The sequence below is a fragment of the Flavivirga abyssicola genome, from assembly GCF_030540775.2.
Taxonomy (GTDB): domain Bacteria; phylum Bacteroidota; class Bacteroidia; order Flavobacteriales; family Flavobacteriaceae; genus Flavivirga; species Flavivirga abyssicola.
Window position 1 is genome coordinate 4,488,743 of sequence record NZ_CP141266.1, and the last position, 24,031, is coordinate 4,512,773.

Annotated in this window: 16 protein-coding genes; 3 read left to right on the forward strand and 13 right to left on the reverse strand. The window is 33.8% G+C overall.

The genetic code is table 11. From position 1 onward, the window contains the following. Positions 1-21: 21 nt before the first annotated feature. The 3 genes from Q4Q34_RS18805 to Q4Q34_RS18815 form a co-directional block, all read right to left on the reverse strand. Positions 22-1,455, reverse strand: a complete 1,434-nt coding sequence (locus Q4Q34_RS18805) for a rubredoxin (protein WP_408611493.1) — start codon at positions 1,453-1,455, stop codon at positions 22-24. Next, positions 1,452-4,973, reverse strand: coding sequence for a nitrate reductase (locus Q4Q34_RS18810; RefSeq protein ID WP_303317963.1), 3,522 nt, complete (start codon positions 4,971-4,973; stop codon positions 1,452-1,454). Before Q4Q34_RS18810 ends, Q4Q34_RS18805 begins: the two co-directional genes overlap by 4 nt. A 126-nt stretch (positions 4,974-5,099) precedes the next feature. Then, positions 5,100-6,521 (reverse strand): MFS transporter, encoded by a 1,422-nt coding sequence (locus Q4Q34_RS18815; protein WP_303317964.1) that lies wholly within the window; start codon positions 6,519-6,521, stop codon positions 5,100-5,102. Positions 6,522-6,804: 283 nt separating this feature from the next. On the opposite strand from Q4Q34_RS18815, the gene Q4Q34_RS18820 reads away from it, so the two are divergent. Both Q4Q34_RS18820 and Q4Q34_RS18825 read left to right on the forward strand, forming a co-directional pair. Then, positions 6,805-7,269, forward strand: a complete 465-nt coding sequence (locus Q4Q34_RS18820) for a hypothetical protein (protein ID WP_303317965.1) — start codon at positions 6,805-6,807, stop codon at positions 7,267-7,269. A 114-nt stretch (positions 7,270-7,383) separates the two neighbouring features. Then, on the forward strand, positions 7,384-8,478 hold the full coding sequence (locus Q4Q34_RS18825; protein WP_303317966.1) for a serine hydrolase domain-containing protein: 1,095 nt from the start codon (positions 7,384-7,386) through the stop codon (positions 8,476-8,478). Positions 8,479-8,835: 357 nt separating this feature from the next. Here the strand turns inward: Q4Q34_RS18825 and Q4Q34_RS18830 are convergent, their stop codons facing one another. Beyond that, positions 8,836-9,495 (reverse strand): response regulator transcription factor, encoded by a 660-nt coding sequence (locus Q4Q34_RS18830; protein WP_303318045.1) that lies wholly within the window; start codon positions 9,493-9,495, stop codon positions 8,836-8,838. An 896-nt stretch (positions 9,496-10,391) separates the two neighbouring features. On the opposite strand from Q4Q34_RS18830, the gene Q4Q34_RS18835 reads away from it, so the two are divergent. Next, the gene (locus tag Q4Q34_RS18835) at positions 10,392-10,691 is read left to right on the forward strand and encodes a GIY-YIG nuclease family protein (protein WP_303317967.1); all 300 of its coding nucleotides are present in this window, start codon (positions 10,392-10,394) and stop codon (positions 10,689-10,691) included. Between the two features lie 416 nt (positions 10,692-11,107). Here Q4Q34_RS18835 and Q4Q34_RS18840 read toward each other — a convergent pair whose 3' ends face one another. The 9 genes from Q4Q34_RS18840 to Q4Q34_RS18880 form a co-directional block, all read right to left on the reverse strand. Beyond that, positions 11,108-12,922 (reverse strand): ATP-binding protein, encoded by a 1,815-nt coding sequence (locus Q4Q34_RS18840; RefSeq protein WP_303317968.1) that lies wholly within the window; start codon positions 12,920-12,922, stop codon positions 11,108-11,110. 11 nt (positions 12,923-12,933) lie between these two features. Further along, positions 12,934-13,518 (reverse strand): DUF4202 domain-containing protein, encoded by a 585-nt coding sequence (locus tag Q4Q34_RS18845; protein WP_303317969.1) that lies wholly within the window; start codon positions 13,516-13,518, stop codon positions 12,934-12,936. 177 nt (positions 13,519-13,695) lie between these two features. Further along, positions 13,696-14,073, reverse strand: coding sequence for a nitrite reductase small subunit NirD (gene nirD, locus Q4Q34_RS18850; RefSeq protein ID WP_303317970.1), 378 nt, complete (start codon positions 14,071-14,073; stop codon positions 13,696-13,698). A gap of 311 nt (positions 14,074-14,384) precedes the next feature. Next, the gene (gene nirB / locus Q4Q34_RS18855; RefSeq protein WP_303317971.1) at positions 14,385-16,904 is read right to left on the reverse strand and encodes a nitrite reductase large subunit NirB; all 2,520 of its coding nucleotides are present in this window, start codon (positions 16,902-16,904) and stop codon (positions 14,385-14,387) included. Positions 16,905-17,061: 157 nt separating this feature from the next. Continuing rightward, positions 17,062-19,359, reverse strand: coding sequence for an FdhF/YdeP family oxidoreductase (locus Q4Q34_RS18860; RefSeq protein ID WP_303317972.1), 2,298 nt, complete (start codon positions 19,357-19,359; stop codon positions 17,062-17,064). A gap of 60 nt (positions 19,360-19,419) precedes the next feature. After that, the gene (locus Q4Q34_RS18865) at positions 19,420-20,046 is read right to left on the reverse strand and encodes a nucleotidyltransferase family protein (RefSeq protein WP_303317973.1); all 627 of its coding nucleotides are present in this window, start codon (positions 20,044-20,046) and stop codon (positions 19,420-19,422) included. 167 nt (positions 20,047-20,213) lie between these two features. Beyond that, a complete protein-coding gene (locus Q4Q34_RS18870; RefSeq protein ID WP_303317974.1) occupies positions 20,214-21,233 on the reverse strand; it encodes an XdhC family protein in 1,020 nt (339 codons plus the stop codon). 9 nt (positions 21,234-21,242) lie between these two features. After that, positions 21,243-23,462, reverse strand: a complete 2,220-nt coding sequence (locus tag Q4Q34_RS18875; protein ID WP_303317975.1) for a molybdopterin cofactor-binding domain-containing protein — start codon at positions 23,460-23,462, stop codon at positions 21,243-21,245. A 21-nt stretch (positions 23,463-23,483) separates the two neighbouring features. Next, the gene (locus tag Q4Q34_RS18880) at positions 23,484-23,945 is read right to left on the reverse strand and encodes a (2Fe-2S)-binding protein (RefSeq protein WP_303317976.1); all 462 of its coding nucleotides are present in this window, start codon (positions 23,943-23,945) and stop codon (positions 23,484-23,486) included. Positions 23,946-24,031 lie beyond the last annotated feature (86 nt).

Genomic DNA, 24,031 nt, shown 5'->3' on the forward strand with positions numbered 1-24,031 from the left:
TCTATTTCTAAACCCTGACTCTTACTTTACTAGCACTTTCTTTTCAAAATGACTCTTTGGTGCTTCACAAAGGGAACACTCATATGTATCTGGTAAACTGTCAAAGCTTGTTTTTTTAGCTATATTTTGAGTCATATCTCCATAAGCCTCATTATAAACAGTTAAACAATCTTTGCATTGATATACTTCTTCTTCAAATGTCTCTGAAGCAATTTCAACCGTTTTCTCTTCTTCTTGCTCTGTTCCTAGTTGTTCAAAATACAACTGACTTAATTCCATTAAAAGCCCTGGTAATTCTACCTTATCGACATCTTGAACATGCATGATGTATTCGTGTGTATTCGGATCGAATTTCTTCGCGTATAACAAATTGTAAGTATCTCTAATTTTAAAATCTCCAATAGCCTCTGGTTGCTTATTTTTCTCGATAACAATAGACGTGAAATTATAAGTATCACTCTCATGGCTTGTAATGCCAAATGTTAATCCGTATGTACTAATATCGTTTTGATCAAAATTAGTAACGAGGTATTTTTTTAAACTTAAAGCGTCTTTATTATTGACTGGGACGTGCCAATTCATCTCTAACATTGAATGGCGTACATTGATACCAAATTTACCTAAAAGCTTTTCCCATTGTAGTTTGGACTTTGATGGAATTCCTTTAACAATAAAAGATTTCCAAGGTGTAATTGAAATTTTACCAATCTTATTTTCAGAACATAAGTCGCACATGGCTTTTAAAAAAGCTAAATCATATCTGTTATTCCTCCAATATAATCCCAGCCAATAACTGTCTGTACCAATTCGATTCATCCCTTCATAATATGGAAATGGATAGAAAGGGACTTCTAAAGGTTTATCTACGGTTCTATTATTAGTATCGACTGCATCGCTTACTAATTCAAAAAGTGTTTCAATAGTTTCTGGTTCTTCTTGTAAAATAGTTTCAATGGCTAGTTCGATCTTATCCATATCCCAACTGTAGATGAGTGCAGGATACATTTGTGTTTTCCCCCAACCTGGAAGCCTTACATACAAATACCAATAGTCTTCATGCTCTGACGCTATAAAGTTTATGTTTCCTGTATATAACGGCACTAAACGTTGCTTCGGATCGATGACATTGACTCTTAAACTCAATTTATGCTTGAACTGCTCTATAACATACAAATACCTGTCACTAGTAAGCCATGAGGTGCTTGGTAATATATCTGCCGACACATAAGAGGATACAATATTCTCTATACCATCTCTTTTTGGTTTGATAAATTGAATTTTATCAAATTTATCAAACTTACTTTCATCTATTTCTTCAGGAAAAATAATATCCTGACGAGAACCGAAAGAAATAGCATCCAACCCCAAACCTTCTGCAGCTTCACAAATATATTTTAGTTCGCCAGGAGATACGACCCCTCCATTAATTCTTAATCTATACGGCTCTTTCATCATGCTAATACTTTTGAGTTATGAAGGATCTCTCTAACTTCGGTTTTGCAACTTCCACAGCCTAGACCTGCACCAGTTTTATTACATAATTCCGTAAAATTAGTACATCCTTTTGCTATGGCTTCTTCAATATTACCTGCTCCAACTTGACTGCAGGAACATACTAGTTTTCCTAATACGGGTGTATCATTTGACGAACCACGAAGTAGTGTATTTCGTTTATCGGCCATTTCAATTTTACTTTCAATCATGGTTTTAAACTCGGCAAATTCATTTTTATCGCCCATTAAAACTGCTCCGACAAGTAAATCATCTTTAACAATACACTTTTTGTAATAGCGTTTTTTAATATCGGTGAATATGATTTCTTCGTAACTATCATCATTATCAGGAACAATAATGTCTCCAATACTACAAAGGTTTAAATCGTTAAACTTTAGAATATTCATTAATACTGAACCATTATAAGAACAGCTAATGTCTCCCGCAATGAAATTTGCCAATATAGCAGCTTGTTCTTCTGCTGCCGATGTAATTCCGAATAACTGATTGTTAAACTCTGCGATTTCTCCTATAGCAAATATGTCGGGATGTGAGGACTGTAAATGCTGATTCACTTTTACGCCTCTACTACAATCTATACCATTTTCTCTGGCTATTTCAACGTTAGGAATTGTACCTATAGCATAAACTATGGCATTGGCTGTAATGAGTTTTCCACTTTTTAAGGTAATATTTAATTCGCCTGTATCTTCATCATCAAACACGGTGCTTACTTCATTATCAAAATAAATCTGAATGCCACGTTCCTGAACATCTAATGCCAATAGCTTACTGGATACCTTGTCTAATTGTCGTTCCATTAAACGAGAAGCACGCTGAACGATAGTAATTTTCACATTCTTATGTTTCATCGCCGCTGCTAACTCCAAACCTAGCAATCCACCTCCCACAATAACAACATGTTGTTCTTCTGGGGGTAAATTTGTAGCGTCTAAATACCCTTTAAACTTATCTGCATCAATTTTGTTTCGCATTGTAAAACGCCCAGGTAAATCTATTTGAACATCTTTCGGAATAAAGGCACGACTACCCGTTGCTAAAATCAATTTATCAAACGTATGTTTCTCGTTATGACTGTCTGTTACAACCTTATTTTCTTTATCTATGTTTGTAATATAAGTTTCTGGATGTACCTGAATATTCAGTTTATTTAACTCTATTTTTTTTATTTTAAGGAGTTGTTCCCATGTTAATTCTTCAGTTACATACTCAGGCAATAACACTCTGTTATAAAATAAGTTAGGCTCTTTTGAAAATACATGAATTTCATCGACTTCATTAGATTCACGATAATTTTGTACAAATCTGAACGCCGCAGCACCAGCGCCTACAATGATAATTTTTTCAACCGGTTTTTTATATTTTGAAACTGAAACACAAGTAAACTTAAAATCTGGTTCTTTCGATACGGGATCTATATGTGTATTTGTTAAATTATTTGTTCTATTTAAATCACTTTGAAGCTGTTTTCCCCAATGCATTGGTAAAAACACAACACCTTTTTTAATGGTATCGGTTATTTTAGCACGTACTCTAACCACTCCATTTTCACTTTTAATTTCTGCAATACCCCCATCTTTTAATTTGCATAAATAGGCATCAACCGGATTAATTTCTAAAACGGGAGTTGGGTAATGTGTTTTTAACCTGGACACTTTCCCAGTTTTGGTCATCGTGTGCCATTGATCCCTAACACGCCCAGTAGTTAAAATTAATGGAAAGTCCTCACTAGGTTGAACCGACGTATTTTTAATAGTACTCGGTAAATTAAATTGAGCCTTTTGTGAAGGCGTATAGAACTTTTTATTTTCAAAAAGTCTAGGTGTACCTTGATGTCTATACTCTGGGACTGGCCACTGAAAAGTGCCTTCGTTTTTTAATCTATCGTAGTTTAAAAACGATACATCAATATTTGTTCCTTTGGTCATTGATGCATACTCATCGTAAATTTCGCTAGTATTACTATAATTAAAACCTCTAAACCCCATCCGCTGCGCAAAATCACAAAAAATTTCGACATCTGGTCTTGCTTCTCCGGGGGGATCTATTTCTTTTGGTAAATACGAGATACGTCTTTCGGAATTCGTCATCGTTCCCTCTTTTTCTAACCATCCTGCAGCGGGTAATACTAAATCGGCATAGTCTACAGTATCAGATTTATGTGAAATATCCTGAACAACCACAAACTTAGCTTTTTTCATGGCCCTCTCAATTTGGTGGATGTTGGGCAAACTTACCAAAGGATTGGTACAAGCAATCCAAACAGCTTTTAGTTTACCACTTTCCAACGCTTCAAACATCTCGGTAGCTGTGTAACCAGGCTTATCAGATATTTTATCAACGCCCCAAAACTGAGCCACTTCTCGTCTGTGCTCTTCGTTCATCAAATCTTTATGAACTGCTAATAAATTAGCCATACCTCCTACTTCACGTCCGCCCATAGCATTGGGTTGTCCAGTAAGTGAAAATGGTCCAGAACCAGGTTTACCTATCTGCCCCGTTATTAATGATAAGTTTAATAGTGATACATTCTTATCGGTTCCCACAACACTTTGATTAAGCCCCATGGCCCACATGCTTATAAAACCTTTAGAAAGCCCTATAATATCTGCTGCTTTTTTAATATCTTTTTCTGGTACACCACAAAGTTTTGATGCTTGTTTTACGGATGTTGAAAAGATTAAGTCCTTGTAAGGCGCCAATCCTTCGGTATGATTCTTAATAAACTTTTCATCAATTAAACCACGTTCAAATAAACGTCTACCTATAGCATTGTAAAGAATAACATCGGTTCCTGGAATTAATTGAAGATGTAAATCTGCAAAATTAGCGGAGTCTGTTTTACGAGGGTCAATAACAATAATCTGAACGTCTGGATTTTCTTCTTTACGCTTTTCAATTCGTCTAAAAAGAATAGGATGACACCACGCTGGATTTGCTCCTGTAATCAAAAAACAATCTGCTAATTCTATATCTTCATAAGAAATAGGAACGCTATCTTCTCCAAATGTTTTTTTATAACCAACCACAGCAGAACTCATACATAAACGTGAGTTGGTATCTATATTATTGGTTCCTAAAAACCCTTTTGTTAATTTATTGGCAATATAATATTCTTCGGTAAGACTTTGCCCTGATACATAAAACCCAACGCTGTCGGGTCCGTATTTTTTTATAATCGATTTAAAAACGCTACTGGCTCTATCTAATGCATCATCCCAACTTACTCGCTCGCGTGGGTGTGACCTACTCCATCTCATTTCAGGGTATAAAATCCTATCCGATGTATCATTTACCACATAGTGTAAATTCATACCTTTTGAACAAAGCATACCTTTATTAACCGGATGATCCTTATCTCCTTCGACAAATACCTTATTATTAATGTCTTTTTTTACTATAATACCACATCCGACACCACAATAAGAGCAGGTAGTTTTCACTTGATTCGTAACCATTTACCGTAACATTTTAATACTAATTAAAAAAATAAAATAACGCGATGCAACTTGTGTTTTAATTATTCTGAATACCATAAAAATTGATACTGATATTCATAAAATGATAAAAATCGCAGCCATAAATTAGCTATTTACAGGTGCTAATTTTCCTAGTGATTGTTTTAATTCTGTATCTGCTATTTTTTCGTCTTCTTTAGAAAACTTAATTGCTAGAGCTACTGCTCCTGTAATTACAACAATACAACCAATTACCAAATAGCCTTGAGAAACTGCCGCTGATGATGCTGCGGCTTGCGCACTATTTATAACATCTTCTCCCAACCCTTGATTGGCTGCTATGGCTGCTTTTTCTGCTACAGCAGATTTAGATTTAAGCAATAATGCCGCAAGAAATGCGCCTACATTTCCACCTGCACCTACAATACCTGAAACTGCACCTATTGCTTTTTTATTTATAAATGGTACCACCGAAAATGTAGCACCCTCGGCCATTTGAACTGATAAACTAAATAAAATTAAAAACACAATCCCAATAGTAATACTTGTTGTTGATGAGAATGTAACCAGCATAATACCTTGAAGTGTTAATATAAATGATAAGAATAATACACGCCCTCTCAAACCTTTTAGTTTTCCAAATTTGTCACCAAAAAATCCGCCTAAAGTACGGGCAAATATGTTCATTAAAGCAAATGACAAAACAATATTACCTGCCGTAAGTCTTTCTAATTGAAAGGTATTCTGAAGATAATCATCCATAGTACCATAAACCGTAAGTTCAATACCAAAACTAGCTGCATATACTACAAAGAGTATCCAAATTCTATAATCTTTCAGTACAGTTAAAAATTTAACTTGATCCTTTTTAGTTTCTATGGTTTTACCTGCAGCTCTTAAATCGCTAATATTTCCTTCGGGTGTATCTTGTGTGAAGAAATGATACACAATACCCATTAAAAAACAAATAATACCCGCAATAACCATAGAATATCTCCAAGCTTCAGCATCTGCTACTCCAAAACTTACTACTGCTGCTGCAATTAAAGGCATTCCCAAACGGTTAGCGCCTCCTCCTAAATTACCCCAACCTGCTGATGTCGCATTCGCTGTACCAACAATATTAGGTGCAAACATTAAAGAGGTATGTACTTGCGTAATAACAAATGATGCGCCTATAAAACCAATAAATAGTCTACATATTAAAAATTGAAGCGGTGTTTGTACCAATCCACACAGAATAACAGGAATGGCTCCTAAAATTAGCAACCAGGTATAGCATTTTCTTGGTCCGTATTTATCACATAATTTACCAATAAGTAAACGAGCAAATACGGTTCCTGAAACTGCTAAAATGATGGAATTCCATTTTTGGTCTGGGGTTAAGCCCAAATCTTTAACAACATCCGGCATAAAAGGAACGATACCAAACCATGCAAAGAAGCACATGAAAAAGGATATTGATGTAATCCAAAATGTACGTATGGATACATTTTTAAAATTCAATAAATTTAAATTTGTAGACTTAGTTTGTTTAGGCGTATTCATAATTAAGTATTTTTATACGTACAAAATTAAGTATTTATACGTAATTTTAAAATATTCAAATACGTAATTTTGAATAAATATCAGATTGATAATTATTGAAAGTGGATTTTGAGGATTTGGTAAAAAAGGAAGAAATTAAGGGGACTTTTTTAGGGTTACTAAAAAAAGAACTTCAATATAACTCACCTTATTAACGCCTGCATAAAAGATTTACTATATTGGTCTTATAATATGGAAATGGACAATTATCTATATTTAATTGTTGGCAGCCATTTGAAAAACGATGAAAATTAATAAATCGAATTACGAATTTTATAAAGGAGTTTTCAAAGTCATATGGGAATTTGAAGCTAAATATGCAAAAATGGATCCGAATGCGGATTTTTCGCCTATAAATGTATTACAGAATTGGGAAAAGGAAAGTGATTCATTAGCTAGAAGAGGTTTGAGAGAAGGTTTAAGAGATTCTCTAACTGTACTTAAAGATGTACCAACAGACATAAAAACAGAACTGAATAGCAGTTTAATTTCTAAAAATTTCCCATCAATAAATATTTTGACTTCCCAAATCAGAAATGTGCCAAAAAAAGTGCTCGAAAAAGGAAAAATCAAAAACCTTGATGAATATTATGTAATCAAAGAAGTTTTAGACGATTTAGAATATGAAATAACTGAATCTGAACGAACTGATTTAAATAAAATATTCGGAGAGTTTGAACGGAATTATAAAGAAAAAAACGTCAGCTAAAACCGTAAAAAATAATGTGTAGGTTAGTGTACTTTTGCTAGATTCTGATTTTCTTTTGAAAAATCCGCCATTATCAAACTCGTGCCTTCCTTACAACGACCTTTACCCCTTATTATGAAAAACCCAACAATATTTACAATTTTCATCTTACTAGTAAGCTCATTTTGCTCTGCTCAAAATACTTATATCTATTCCAAGCCGAAAAAACTTGAAGACGGATGGAAAACAAATGATTTGCAGTCACAAAATATTGATTCAACACTTATCATTAAATTATTCAATCAACTACAAATAAAAGAGAATAAAATTCATAGTGTTTTATTAGTTAAAAACGACCAAATTATTATTGAAGAATACTTTGGTGAAAATTCAGTAAACAATCAACATGATCTTCGTTCTGCAACTAAAAGCATAACATCTATCTTAATGGGAATTGCAGTCGACAAAGGATTTGTTAAAAATGTAAACGACCCAATATCAAAATACCTCAATAGCCTTGTTCCGACCAAAAATCTGGATGAAAGAAAAAAGGAAATTACAATCGAACACTTATTAACAATGTCTACTGGATTGGATTGCAATGATTGGGATAAAAAATCAAAAGGGCAAGAAGATAAAATATATAAAAAAAATGATTGGTTACAATATTTTTTAAATCTGCCAATGATTAATAAGCCCGGTACAGTTTCAAATTATTGTACTATAGGACAAATTTTAGCTACTGAAATTATTAGTCAAACTTCGGGAATAACGATCGACAAATTTGCCGAAAAATATTTATTCAACCCATTAGGGATAAACAATGTAAATTGGGGTCATACTTCCAAAAAAGAGATTATTCCTTCTGGCAAGAGGTTATATATGACTTCTCGAGATATGGCAAAAATTGGACAACTAATTCTTAATAAGGGAAAGTGGAATGGAAAACAAGTTGTATCCGAAAAATGGATTGAGAAATCAACTACTCCAAAAACAAAAATTACAGGAATTGATTACGGTTATTTATGGTGGAATATTCCGTTTAAAGCAAACGGAAAAATATTTGCTTCTAAAACAGCAACAGGAAACGGAGGACAATACATTATGGTTCTTCCGGAATTAGATATGGTTGCTATTTTTACGGGAGGTGCATACAATTCTCAAGAAGACAAACTACCTTTTGTAATAATGAAGGATATATTCTTGCAAACATTCACGAGCGGAAAGTAACAAGGGGTACAATGGTAATCGTTACTAAAATCTTATTTTAAGTTCATTAAGACTTTTATCTCTAAAATGACAGACACACTGTTTTGGTAACGCTTTTAATGGTTTTTGTAACGAATTTAATTAGTTTAACGTGAATTCGATACAACCTTAGTTTTATTTAAATGAAAATCAGTTAATTATATTCAAATGTCAGATTGAGTACTTCGGCTATAGTTTATACTGAGCGCAGTCGAAGTACTCAGTATAAACTAAAGTCGAAACCTAATTAAAACCTTTCGACTGCGCTCAAGGTGACAGGCTTTATTTTATTGAACTTTTGTCTATTTTTTATAAATTTTATGTCGAACTCATGTTAGTTTAAATTAACTGATACTCTTTGGCTTTATTGTTTAATTCCATAATGTTTTTTACATCTAATTTTTTCATGAGATTAAAACGATGTACTTCGGCTGTTCGCTTACTTATCTGAAGTTCTTCAGCAATTACTTTATTGTTTTTAAGTTGTAAAACCAAACTAAGTATTTGTTTTTCTCTTTTGGTAAGATGAAACGGGTCTGCGACTGGGTCTTTCTTTGAAGTACTTGTTACATTTCCGTTTACAAAATTATTCATAATGATAGCAGATACATCTCCTGTAAAATATTTACCGCCTGAAGCTACTTTATTTATAGCCTTTAAGAATTCATCTTTGCTTGCTCCTTTTAATAAGTAGCCATCTGCTCCAGCCTGAATCGCTTTAACAACATATTCTTCGGAGTCATGCATAGAGAGTACTAAAGTTTTTACATTCTTATATGTCTTTGTTACTTCTGTTACGACTTCAATACCATTAAGCTCAGGCATTCTTATGTCTACAATTAGCAAATCCGGATTGGTGCGTTCTAAAACCTCTAAAGCTTCTCGACCATCTGCAGCTTCATCTATAACCTCGATGCCTTGTTGGTCTTCTAAAAGAGCCTTAATACCATCTCTTACTAACTCGTGATCGTCTGCTAAAATGATGTTAATCATATCTATAAACTTGAATTATAAGTACAAAAATAAGAATTTTAAGTAAAACTACGTATTTTGATGTGGATTATAGAGAAAATGTAGGGCATCATAGCTCAAGTCTTATTATGTGATTGCCTAAATTAAGATTTGTTTATCAATTAACTAAAATGATAATTCTACATTCTGAGTCATTTCGAACGACAGTGAGAAATCATATAAAGAGGATCATTTTTTTTATTTAAAATACTATGTGATGTCTCCTAATGTCGACATGACTACCAAGTCCTAATTAATACACTTAGTCATTTCGAACAACTGTGAGAAATTACATAAAGAGGATCACTTTTTTTATTTAAAATACTATGTGATGTCTCCTAATGTCGACATGACTACCAAGTCCTAATTAATACACTTAGTCATTTCGAACAACTGTGAGAAATTACATAAAGAGGATCACTTTTTTTATTTAAAATACTATGTGATGTCTCCTAATGTCGACATGACTATCGAGCCTAATTAACACACTTAGTCATTTCGAACGAAGTGAGAAATCACATAAAGATGATTACTTTTTTATTTAAAATACTATGTGATGTTTCCTAATGTCGACATGACTATCGAGCCTAATTAACACACTTAGTCATTTCGAACGAAGTGAGAAATCACATAAAAGGGATCATTTTTCTTATTTAAAAATACTATGTAATGTCTCCTATTGTCGACATTGACTATCAAGCCTAATTAATACACTTAGTCATTTCGAACGACTGTGAGAAATCGCATAAAGAGGATTACTTTTTTATTTAAAATACTATGCGATGTCTCCTACTCGTTCGACATGACTATGAGATGCTTTTAATATTTCAAATTAAATCGTATGACAAATCCTACTTTTTAATTAAAAGTATTATATTTAATTCATGTTACACAAATACTTCGTTTACATAACAACTAATAAATATCGAACGACTTTATATATCGGATTTACCAATAATATTCAAAACAGATTGTCTCAACATTATTTTGATAGTCAAAATGCTAAAAAGTCCTTTGCTGGCAAGTATGGTTGTGTTTATCTTGTTTATTATAAAACTTTTGATTATCCCAAAATTGGTATTGCCAGAGAAAAAGAATTGAAAAAATGGAGGAGAGAAAAGAAAAATAAGTTAGTATCTGATTTTAATCCTAAATGGGAAAATTTGAATAATCAAATATTTTAATTGCTTGAATATGATATTTTTAACATTTATATATTATGTGATGTCCCCTAATGTCGACATGACTATCAAGTCTATTTTATGTACTTAGTCATTTCGAACAAAGTGAGAAATCACATAAAGCTGATCACTTTTTTATTTAAAATATTATGTGATGTCTCCTGATGTCGACATGACTATCAAGCCTAATTAATCGCACTTAGTCATTTCGAACGAAGTGAGAAATCGCATAAAGATGATTACTTTTTTATTTAAAATACTATGTGATGTCTCCTATCGTCGACATGACTATCGAGCCTAATTAATACACTTAGTCATTTCGAACGAAGTGAGAAATCACATAAAGGGGATCGCTTTTTTATTTAAAATATTATGTGATGTCTCCTATCGTCGACATGACTATAAAACACAATCTATAACTATACTAACGGAATATTCAAGGTAACTCTAGTGCCTTTACCTATTTCTGAATTAAGGAATAATCGGCCATTAATATACTTAATACGTTCTTTCATAAAAGTCATACCCATACCGCCTTCGCCATTTTTTATATTTTTAACTTTATCAGGGTTAAAACCTTTACCATCGTCATCAACAACAATACTAAGTATTTCTTTACTATGCGACAATGATACTGCGATATGTGTAGAATCGGCATATTTTATGGCATTATTTATCGCTTCCTGTACAATTCGATAGATGTTAATCTCTGATAATGAATCCAGTCTTTCTGCAAAATCCGTCTTATTATAAAGCACAATATGCTTCCCTGTAAGCTTGGACAGCTCCTGTGTTAGCTTAGTTATTGCAGGTACAATACCATAATCTGCTAATTCCGGTGGTGTTAAATTAAATGTAGCAGTTCTTACTCCTTTTATAATTTTAGAAGTCAGTTCTTTTAAGTGCTCAATTTTTATAGCCGTTTTATCTATATCGCTAATGTCAATACTCTCTAGGTTATACTTTAACCCCGTAAGCATTTGCCCGATACCGTCATGAACATCTTTAGCAATACGATTTTGCTCTTTTTCCTGATTTTCTATAATTTTACTGGAAATGGTTTTTTGCTGACTCATCTTCTCCTCAAAGCTCGCTTTTGTCAATCTCTCGATTTCTATTTGCCCTGCTTTTTTTGAAGTTATTTCTGATGCTATAATTAATAATTCCGATTTATCATCGGTAGGACTAAAAGGAATGATAGACATTTCTAACCACACCTCAATATTTTCTTTGGTAGTGGCTTTAACTTCACCTTGCCAACCTGTTTTTTTATGTTTAGAAACAATATCATCTATAATGACTTGTTCATTTTCATGAATAGATAATACTTCAGAAAAAAGGACATTGGTATTAAACTTACTAAATTTAAACAAACGAGAAAACTTATTCCCCATATGTGTGACAATACCATCAGGGGAAATCCGTGCAAACAGTAAAGTTTCATCCATAGCACGACTCAATGCTCTTAATTCTTTTACCGATTTTTCCTTTGCTTGACTTAAAACATCTGCATCAAAAGCCATTTTTTTAGCTTTCTTCTCTGCTTCTAATAATTCGGAAAGATTATTTTTTACGGTTTTAGCAGCTGGCCAGAATATAAAGAGCAATTCTGCTAATAAAAGCAATAAGGTTATTGCCATCAAAACCATTTCTAAATTACGTAACCAGGCAACTTTCTCTTCTGCCTCTAAATCAAATTGATTTACAATTTGATCCATTTGCAGTAAAAATACCTGTTCGTTTTCTTGAATAATCTTTAATTCATCTTCAAACTCTGAATTTGAAGTTAATGGGTTATTTTCAATGCTTTTTGTAATTAAAGAAGAAGCTTTCCTTATGGCGTTAAAAGACGGATTAATATCTTTAAACATACTTACAATAACAGCGCTATTATTTCCTGGTAATCCAAGACTATCATTTCCTTTTTGAAGCGCATAATGAGACGACTCCCAAAGTTGAAGGGTCTGTTTAAACTCATTTTTTAACTTAACTCTCTTTTCTTGATTGCTTACTATAGAAAGTAAAAAAGCTTCTTTTGTCAATTTCTGACTCAACATACGCTGTCTCCCTGCAACATTAATTACCGTAGAATCACTTTGTTGAGCATTTAAATGCTTTCTAATAAGAATTTGACTAATAATAACTGAAAGTGCTACCGTACTTAATGCAATAATATACAAACGGCTTAGTTTATCAAACGTACGTTGATCTAAAGAATTACCGCTTTTAGTCATACTATAAGGTATTAATCAATCGCCTGCTTTATTAAGGCCAAACTTTTGTCTGAAAACTTAATTTGTAGGGCAGCTTCATGTCCTTTATCTGACATTTTTACCCAGGTTTTTTTAAGAATGTCTATAATCTTTTTATCATCGTGCTTTGCAGCAAACTCTTCGAAATAATAATCTAAAAAGACTAGACAAATAGTATCTTCTAAGGCTTGAGATTCTTCATTCTTTTTGATTAACTTCTTGTTTATCAACAAAGAAACTCTATCAATAAACACCTTGTCGTACCCTACCTGGTTTAGAATCTCTGCAGTTAACTCTGCATGCATTTTTTTAAGTGTTTCACGCCACTTTAAATAGCCTACTCTATCCATAGGATATTCGTCTCTCGCTATTTTCCAACGACAAATATGCTGTGCACGCGCTGCTATTTGAAGGGCTCTTGAAGCATTTGGATTAAACTGAAGTAATTTTCGAGACATGCGCTGCGAATACAATAATTCCTTGGGATAATCTATACCAGAAACGTGATATGTATTTATGTCTTCAGCATTTTTTTTATCTATTAGTGCTATACTTGTTTCAAATCTTGTGGGCTTCATTTCTTTAAATGTGTTTGAACTATTCTCAGTTTTTACTTTTTCCTGCAAAATTCACATTTCGCGCTCTAATTTCGCTATTTTTTTCACCGTAGCTAAGGCTATGCTGAAAAAAAATAACATTATTACAGCACAAAAGCCAAACTTTTCGGTTTAAAACTAAAAATTAAGATTAGTTCATTAATCAGAAAAGCCAATATACACATTTCCGTCTTCAATTTTAACAGGATAGGTTGCTATTTTTAAATCTTCTCCTGCAAGATTGGAGCCATCCTCTAAAGAAAAATTCTTTTTATGCATAGGACAAACGACTTTAGGAATATCATCTTTATCCCCTATCATACCTAATGATAGCACCATTTCCATTTTATGTGGACATAGGTTCTGTGTAGCGTACCATTTCGATGTTCTTGTAAAATTATAAACCGCTATTTGCTTTGTTTTATATTTAATACAGGCACCACTATTTTCTGGAAAATCGGACACAACTCCTACATTAAACCACTCTTTTACATCGGCTTCTGCTACTGTTTCGTATTGATTAAGTATATCTTGCATATTTTTAAATTTTAAATCAATATATTTTATTTTGGCGTTACCTTTTACTCATACCTGCCAGGTTAAAACAAAACCTTGCAGGATCGCAAAAGGTCGGGCTTTCCGTTACAATCTTTTTTGTATTTAACCCTTCAAAAAATTTCACCTGCTAATTTCAAATACTATATGTTTGTTTTCAATAATGTTCAGGAGCCACAAAAAAGGATTTCCTCTTCAATCCCTAACGCAACTAGTTTTCAGTATCCACTTCCAACTTCCAACTTCCAACTTCAAACTTCAAACTTCTTGCTTCTAACTTCAAACCCCTAAATTCAACTCCAAGCTTTAGGCATTTTTTGATCGCGCATTGGTACAAACACCAAGTTATCATCTGTATCATCAGAATTGACAAAATGTTTAAAACGTTTCATCATTTCTGGATTTTCAATGGCTTGTTTCCACTCACATTCATACTTATCTACCAAACCTTGCATTTCTAATTCTAATTCTTCAGCAATTCCTAAAGAATCTTCAATAACCACTTGCTTTAAATACTCAATACCACCTTCCAGTTTATCTAACCAAGGAGCTGTTCTTACTAAAGGACCAGCAGTACGTATGTAAAACATTAAGAATCTATCCAGGTATTTAATAGCTGTTGCATCATCTAATTGCTCTGCAAATAGTACGGCATGTTTTGGTGTGGCTCCACCATTTCCACAAACATATAAATTCCAACCACCCTCTACAGCAATTAATCCAAAATCTTTTCCTCTTGCTTCAGCACATTCACGAATACATCCTGATACTCCACCTTTTAATTTGTGTGGTGAACGCAAGCCTCTATAACGATTTTCAATTTCTATAGCATAGGTAACACTTTCATGCATACCGTAACGACACCATGTAGAGCCTACACAACTTTTAACGGTACGTAGTGATTTACCATAGGCATGTCCACTTTCAAAACCAGCGTCTATAAGTTCTTTCCATATAAGAGGCAATTCATGTAATTGTGCACCGAATAAATCGATACGCTGTCCTCCTGTTACTTTGGTATATAAATCATATTTTTTAGCGACCTGCCCTATAACAATTAGCTTATCTGGTGTAATTTCTCCACCCGCTATTCTTGGCACCACAGAATATGTTCCGTTTCGTTGAATGTTAGCTAAAAACCTGTCGTTTGTATCTTGAATACCCACTTGTCGGTTAGGCGTTTCCATATTAATACTAGCAAATATAGAAGCCACTAATGGTTTGCAAGTCTCACAACCATGACCTTCTCCAAATAGGTTTAAAGTCTCCTGATAATCTTTTACTTTGTTTATTTTTATTAAATCGTAAAGTTCCTGTCTGTTAAAATCAAAATGTTCACAAATGGTTTCTTTAACTTCTTTTCCTAACGATTTAAGAGACTCATTAACTAAATCGACTACCATTGGATTACAACCTCCACAACCTGTTGTCGCTTTTGTTTTAGCTATCACATCCCCTAAATTATTACAATCGCCTTCTATAATAGAGCAACAAATATCTCCTTTGGTAACACTCTCACAAGAACACACTTGTGCAGCATCTGGAATATCCATCACACTACCAAATCCTCCTTCGCCTTCTCCTCTGGCACCAACGATCAATTCTTCTGCGTCCTCTGGAATTGGCAAACCATTCAAATAAATCTGGTGTAACATATTATAGTCAGACGCATCTCCAACCAAAATACCTCCTAATAATTTTTTACCATCGTGACTAACATTAATACGCTTATATAGATTTTTTGTTTTGTTTTCAAAAACGATAGAATATCCCTTTTCAACTGGCATAAACGGTTCTCCATAACTCGCTACATCGACACCGATTAATTTCAATTTAGTTGACATATCAATATCCTCAACCATGGTAATATCGGTATTCCCCAAAATTTGATTTACGGCAACCTCAGCCATATCATAACCTGGGGCTACTAAACCATAAATCATATTATTGTAAAGTGCTACCTCGCCAATAGCATATATTTCTGGGTCTGACGTTTGCATTTTGTTATTTACCACAATACCGCCTCGAGTTCCCATTGCTAGATCGCAGGTTTTACCAAGTTCATCACGAGGTCTGATTCCTGCTGAAATCACCAACATTTCAACATCTATCTTATCGTACTCACCAAACTCCATACCTGTAATGGCATCTTCTCCTAAAATCTTATTTGTAGCTTTAGAAAGGTGTACATTGATTCCTATGGACTCAATCTTCTCTTGTAATACTTTACTAGATCGTCTATCTAATTGTCTTGGCATTAATTTAGGCGCAAATTCCACTACATGTGGCTCTAGTCCCATATCCATAACCGCTTTTGCTGCTTCCAACCCTAAAAGTCCACCACCAAGAACTGCGGCTTTTACAGTCTCTGTTTTGCCTTTTTGAATGGCATCTGCATAAGCAAGCATGGCCTCTAAATCTTCAATGGTTCTATAAACAAAAACACCTTTTTTCTCAATGCCTTTAATGTTTGGCACAAAAGGAACAGATCCAGTAGCTAATACCAGATAGTCGTATTTATAATTTACATCTTTTGCAGTGGTAATTTTCTTTGATGAACGGTGAATATCCGTGATACGCTCATTAGTAATCAATTCTATACCTTGTTCCTCATACCATTCTCTAGGAGCCATTTCCAGGGCTTTAGCATCCTGGTTGTCAAAAAACTCACTTAAATGAACACGATCATATGCAGGCCTAGGTTCTTCTCCAAAAATTGTAATTTTAAAATCTTTTGAGTTTTCCTGAGCTACAAATTTTTCACAAAATTTATAGCCTACCATACCATTACCGATTACAATGACTTTTTTCATATTTACGTATTTAAATCACAAAACTAAGTAATTATACTTAATTTTTAATACATAAACGAAGTGAATTGTAGGTTAATTTCAAATTATTAAAGATTTCTCAAATTCAGAGCTGGATAATTACTTATAAGGCAAAAAACAGGTATTAGAATTACACATACTATTTATTAGCAGCAACTGTTATTATTATACTTTTAGATGCCGGTGTTTTGGCTGTATGCGCATAACTATCTATGGGCACCAATACATTAGCTTCTGGAAAATAAGTAGCGCAGCAATTTTTAGGAATATCGTAACCAACAACTTTAAAATTATTAGCTTTTCTAATTTTACCATTGAATTCTGAAGTCAGGTTTACTACTTGATGCTCTTCAAGGTTTCTATTTTTCATATCTTCTCGATTCATGAAAATAATTCGTCTTTCATTAAAAACACCTCGATAACGGTCATCTAAACCATAAATAGTAGTATTAAACTGATCATGACTACGTATAGTCATCATAATTAATTCTGAATCTTTAAGCTTCCACTTAGGCAACTTATTTAAAGAAAAATTCGCCTTACCTGTAGCTGTTTTAAATTTTCTTTTTCTTGCTCCATTGGGTAAATAAAAACCTGATGGTTGTTTAAGTCTTTTGTTGTAATCCTGAAAACCATCTACTACTTCTTGAATATCATCACGAACTAAATTATAATCATCTTTATATTGAAGCCAATTGATTTTAGAACGTTCTTTTAATGTAGCATGTGCAATATTACAAACCACTGCCACTTCGCTTAATAAGGTCTCTGAGCAAGGCTCTAAAATACCTTTGGTAGACGACACAATACCCATGGAATTTTCCACGCTTTGGGTCTGAATTCCTGTTTTTTGATAGTCCTTTTCGGCACGGCCCAAACAAGGTAATATTAAGGCTTCTTTACCTGTAACTAAATGTGAACGGTTTAATTTTGTACTTACATGAACTGTTAAATTACAATTAGCTAATCCTTGAGCAGAATAATTAGTATCTGGAACTGCAGATATAAAATTGCCTCCTAAACCAAAGAATACTTTGACTTTTTTTTCATTCATGGCTTTTATAGCATCTATTACCGAATACCCGTGTTTTGTAGTTGGTTTAAAGCCATATTTATTTTCTATCTTATCTAAAAACGCTTGTGGTGCAGCTTCCCAAATTCCTACCGTTCTATCGCCTTGTACATTAGAATGGCCACGAACAGGGCAAGTACCCGCGCCTTCTTTTCCAATACTACCTTTTACCAATAATAAATTCACTAATTCACGAATATTATCTACTGCATTTTCATGCTGAGTCAGTCCCATGGCCCAACAAATAATAATCTTTTTTTTGTTTAAAACTAAATCGAAAACATCATTGAAAGTCGATCTGGACACTCCAGACAAAGCCAAACAATCATCAAAATCAAATTGCTTTAAATCTGAAATAAAGGCATCGTAACCATGTGTATGTTCATTGATAAAATCTTTATCAAATACGTTGCATTCTAATGTTTCTTTTTCTAATAATTTAAGCAATAAAGCCTTAACAAAAGCAACATCTCCATTAATAGTGATAGGCACAAATACATCAGCGAGTTTAGTACCGCCCGTTAATAGTTTTATAGGACTTTGTGGATTCGTGAATTTAATAAGTCCAGCTTCCGGTAAAGGATTAATTGCTATAATTTTTCCGCCATTCTTTTTACATTTTTCTAAAGCCGTAAGCATTCTGGGGTGGTTAGTTCCTGGGTTCTGACCAATTACCATAACTAGTTCTGCTTTATACAAATCATCTAAGGTTACAGAACCTTTTCCTATCCCTAAGGTTTCAGAAAGGGCACTACCACTAACTTCATGGCACATATTGGAACAGTCTGGGAGATTTGCAGTTCCAAACTCACGAACAAATAATTGGTATAAAAAGGCGGCTTCATTTGTTGTTCTTCCTGAAGTGTAAAAAACGGCTTCATCTGGATTACTCAATGCATTTAAATGATTGCCTACTTTTTCAAAAGCAGCTTTCCAAGATATGGGCTGGTAATGAGTAGCGCCTTCTGCCAAAAACATGGGTTCTGAAAGACGTCCCGATTTACCAATTTCAAAATCGGATAAATTAGCAAGTGCCTCAACAGAATGATTTGCAAAAAACTCATAACCTATCGTTTTCTTTTGTCTCTCCTCAGACATCGCTTTCATACCATTTTCACAATACTCACCTAATGATGAGCGGTCATCGTCCGGATCTGGCCATGCACAACCTGGACAATCAAATCCTCCTTTTTGATTTATTTTAGTTGAAATTTTAATAGCCTCAGATGGTTTCATATATTTTGAAGCATGCATCATTGCTGATTTTAATGCTTTAAAACCTCCAGTGTTTTTTGCTGGCTCTGTGGTTTTTAAATTTGTGAATTCTTCTGGTGTATTTGCTTTATCTACTGGAGATGTGCTCATGCTTTGATACTATATTTTGAATTTAATCGATCATAAATATAATGGACTTAAAAAAACAAATCAATTTTTAAAATTCACTTTATATAGATGGTCATAATCTTCTTTATTATCTATATCGATATTATCTAATTTAAGCTTAAAAGTGTCAACTAAAGCGGTATATTTCCTAAGAAGTGATTTAGCTCCGTTATCGTCAATTAATTTAGACAATTCGGATGCATATGCCTTATCAAAAATTACCGGAACACCAGAAAACCCATTTTTATAAGAAGTTGCTACAATTTTATTTTTATTTGGAACAAAATTTTGAATCAACGTATTTAAAAAATCAGTATCAACAAAAGGCTGATCTGCCAAACAAATAAGAATCCCTTCAACATGTGATTCTGCTTGTAGAATATGATCAACTGCACAGGCTATAGATTTCCCCAAGCCCAATTCCCATGCATCGTTTTTAATAATAGTTACAGGAAACTTATCTATTTCTTTTTTAATAGTACGATAGTTTGCTCCCAATACAACATAAATATCCTTTGTATTTGTTTTTAATGCTGTTTGGATGGCATGCCCTAAAAGTGTGTGTTCTCCCCACGATAATAATTGCTTTATAGTTCCCATACGTTTTGAAGCTCCTGCCGCTAAAATGACTATAGGGATATTTAAAGTATGTTTAGGCACTGAACTCATCTTGACTTTTTCTATTTCCTAAAAAATGGCTAAAATTCGCCCATATTTTGTTACTTTTTTTATGCTTAGCACTGCTATGCCTTGCAAAAAACATCTCATCTGAACAAATTTTATCTCATTTTCGGTTAAAAACAAAAAGTCAAGATGAGTTCACTAATTAAAACTATTTAAGAATGAATCTTACCCTTTTTTTTACTTAATGATATCGGGTCTTGTTTTCTAGCTACAGACAATATTTCTGCTACAATTGAGACTGCTATCTCCTGAGGGGTTTCAGAACCAATATTAATGCCTGCCGGACCATGAATGCTATCTAGAAAATCATCTTCTATATCTGGACAATATTCTATAAGTTGAGACAGTAAATCTTCTCTTCGTTTTAATGGTCCCAATAAACCAATATACACAGGGTTTGTATTTTTTAATTGCACTAAATACCTTAGATCATTAGCAAAATTGTGGGTCATTAATACAATAGCTGTCTGGTCATCGATAGATGTAGTTTCCATATGTTCTGCTGAAACTGCCTGAAAGCTAATTGCTCCCGGAAAATTAGCAATTGATTTAGATTCTGATGGTCCTGAAACAACAGCAACCTCCCAGCCTGTTAAAGTAGCATATTTGCATAATTGTACCGCGTCATGCTCTGCGCCAATAATAACAAGCTTAAAACACGGTGGCATATGTTGTTTAAAAATTGATAATGAATGATTTGTTTTTAGTTTTTTAGCATGGCTTTGTAATGGAAAAAACGCCCCTTTAATTTTTACCCAAGAACCTATTCCTGAAACGAACGCTTCTGTTTTATTATAATATGACCAAATTTCGAATGATTCTCTTTCTTCCAGAGCATTAAAAAAGACTTCTTTAAAAGAGTTATCTGGTTCAAATACTTCTATTAAAATATATAAAACGCCTTCACATCCTAACCTATATCTACCATCATAGGTTATTATTTTAGATTGTCCTGTCTTAAAAACAGATTCAGATTGTAACAAGATCTCCTTTTCTACACAGCCTCCACTAACGGCACCAATCATTTTACCATCTTCTAAAATAAGCATCCGCACCCCTGGTTTTCTATAGGAAGAGCCATTAAGAGCTACGACTGATGCTAAAACCGATTTAATGCCTTTTTCTCTAGCTATTTCAGCCTGATTAACGATGTCTTTAAATTCATGTGTCATAGATGAAGATTACCCGACTACTTTTTCCAAATCCAAATTACTCATATACGGCTGCTTGGTTAATCTTTTCCCTGTAGCTTTGTATATAGCATTAGCAACTGCTGCTCCAACGGGTGGTAAGGTAGGCTCTCCTAAACCTGTAGGGTCTATATCATTTTCAATAAAATGCACATCCACTTTTGGGGTTTGTGCCATACGAATGAGTTGATATGTACTAAAATTATTAGACTGAGGCACGCCGTTATTAAATCCAAAATCGGAATACATAGCATGTCCAATACCATCAATAACACCACCTTTTATCTGGTTCATTGCTCCTAGCGGATTTACAACAATACCACAATCTACAGCGCAGGTTACTTTTTTAACTATTGGGGTACCATTATCCATGATAATATCTGCAACTTCTGCCACATGAGTATTATGACAATAATATACAGAAAACCCTTGATAAACGCCTGCTTCGGTTTTCCCCCAATTAGACTTATCTACGACCTTTTTTATAACGCCTTGTAAGCGTTCCGGACTATACTCTATATTAGGTTCTGGGTTCTTTTTAGCATTTTCTAATAGATCCAAATGCAATTGAACACGATCTACTTCTAAAACCTCAGCTAATTCATCAAAAAAGCTTTGTTCTGCGCTTGCTAAAAAGTTCGTATAAGGCGCTCTCCAAGCTCCTGTTGTTATATTACTTTTATAATTAGCGGTATCAACCTGGTAGTTCTCTAATGCAGCTGCCGGAAAGAAATTTGGAATCAACCCATACATATTACCATTAATGCATGCTTCTTTTAAATGATATCCTGTTAATTTTCCATCTTTGATCGACGCCGAAATTTTATATTTACTTGCTGGTCTGTAAACCCCTGTAGTCATATCATCTTCTCTTGTAGACACCATTTTTACTGGTTTATTAATGGCGTTTGATATTTCGGCTACTTCATATACAAAATCGCCATAAAGTCGTCTACCAAAACCACCTCCCATTCTTGTCATATCTATATGGATATCTTCAAGTTTTCTGTCTAATAAGTCTGATACTACTTTAGCTGCTTCCGCCGGAGTTTGAATCGGACCAACCAAATGGACTTTTTCTGAAGTTATATTTGCAAAAAAGTTCATAGGTTCCATACAATTATGTGGTAAAAACGGGGATTCATAAATACGTTCTAAAACTTTATCAGCGTTTGCAAATGCTTTTTTTACATTACCGTCTTTTCGTCTTGTTTTAAACGTTTCACCTTCTAATAAATCCAATAGTAGTTTATCATGAGACTCTGTACTTTCAAGTTCAGAATCATTTTTCCAAATGGCTTTAATTGCTCTTTTTCCTTTTATGGCATCCCAGGTCGTTTTTGCAAGCACAACCATCTTATCACTTTTACTTAATTGTGCTGTCCAACTTGTCTTTTTGCTACCCTCTAAATACGCTCTAGCTTTTTCGCCAATAACAATAACGTCTACAACTCCTGAGAGTGCACGCGCAGCAGTATCATCAAAAGATTCAAGCACTTGTCCAAAAGCAGGCGGTCTTAAAACCGAAGCATAAAGCATGCCTTCTTCTTTATAATCTAGTCCAAATAAAGGTTTTCCTGTAACTATTTTATCAATATCTACATTACCAGCGCCTTTACCAATGATTGTAAAATCTTTAGGGTCTTTTAATGTGACATCCTCAGGGACTTCTAAGGTCGAAGCCTCTAGAACAACATCACCATAACCTAACTTTTCTCCTTTCGCATTTGTAATAATCCCTTTAGCTACTGAGCATTCTGAAGCATCGATACCCCAATTTGCTGCTGCGGCATTTACCAACATTTGTTTTGCAGTGGCTCCTGTTTGTCTTAATGCTTGCCAACTCAGTCTTATAGATTGACTACCTCCAGCAACCTGCCTTGTGTAATTCTCTGTATCTAAAGGTGCTTGTACTACATAAACATCTTCCCAAGCGACATCCAATTCTTCTGCAATAATCATAGGCATAGAGGTTTTAACGCCTTGTCCGATTTCTGGATTGGGAGAAAAAATAGTAACCTTGCCTTCTTTTGAAATTTTTATATAGGCATTAAAATCATTATAATTTAATTGACTTAAATCTATAGGAACTTTTGCTTCTGGTTTACAGGCATTAAATAAGTTAAAACCTATTAACATACCACCACCAGCCAATGCCGATGTTTTTAAGAACGATCTTCTACTGAATGCTATTTGTTTTGAAGGTGTCATTTTTTGTTATTTACAGGTTAGTTAACTTAATTTTTTTGAGGCTACTTTTATAGCTTCTTCAATACTATTATAGGATGCGCATCTACAAATATTACCATGCATTGCATTTCTAATTTCCGATTCATTAGGATTCGGGTTTTTACTTAAAAATGCTGAAGCTGTCATTATTTGTCCAGATTGACAATAGCCACATTGTGGTACATCTATTTCTTTCCATGCTTGTTGTACCGGATGGTCTCCTTGTTCTGACAGTCCTTCTATGGTTGTAATATTTAACCCTTCAGCTTGTGATACTAGAAGTAAACAACTGCGCATGGCATTACCATCTACATGAACGGTACAAGCACCACATTGACCTATTCCACAACCAAATTTAGTTCCTACTAAATCTATCTTATCTCTTAAAACCCATAGTAAAGGTGTATCTGCATCTGCTTCTACAGTATGCTTTTTATTATTAATTTTTAAATTGAAGGTCGGCATAAATGACATATTAAATTAAGTGTATTCCCTAAATGTACAAAAAATAGAAATCTTTTTAACTCCAAAATTTGTTTTAACATTGTTTT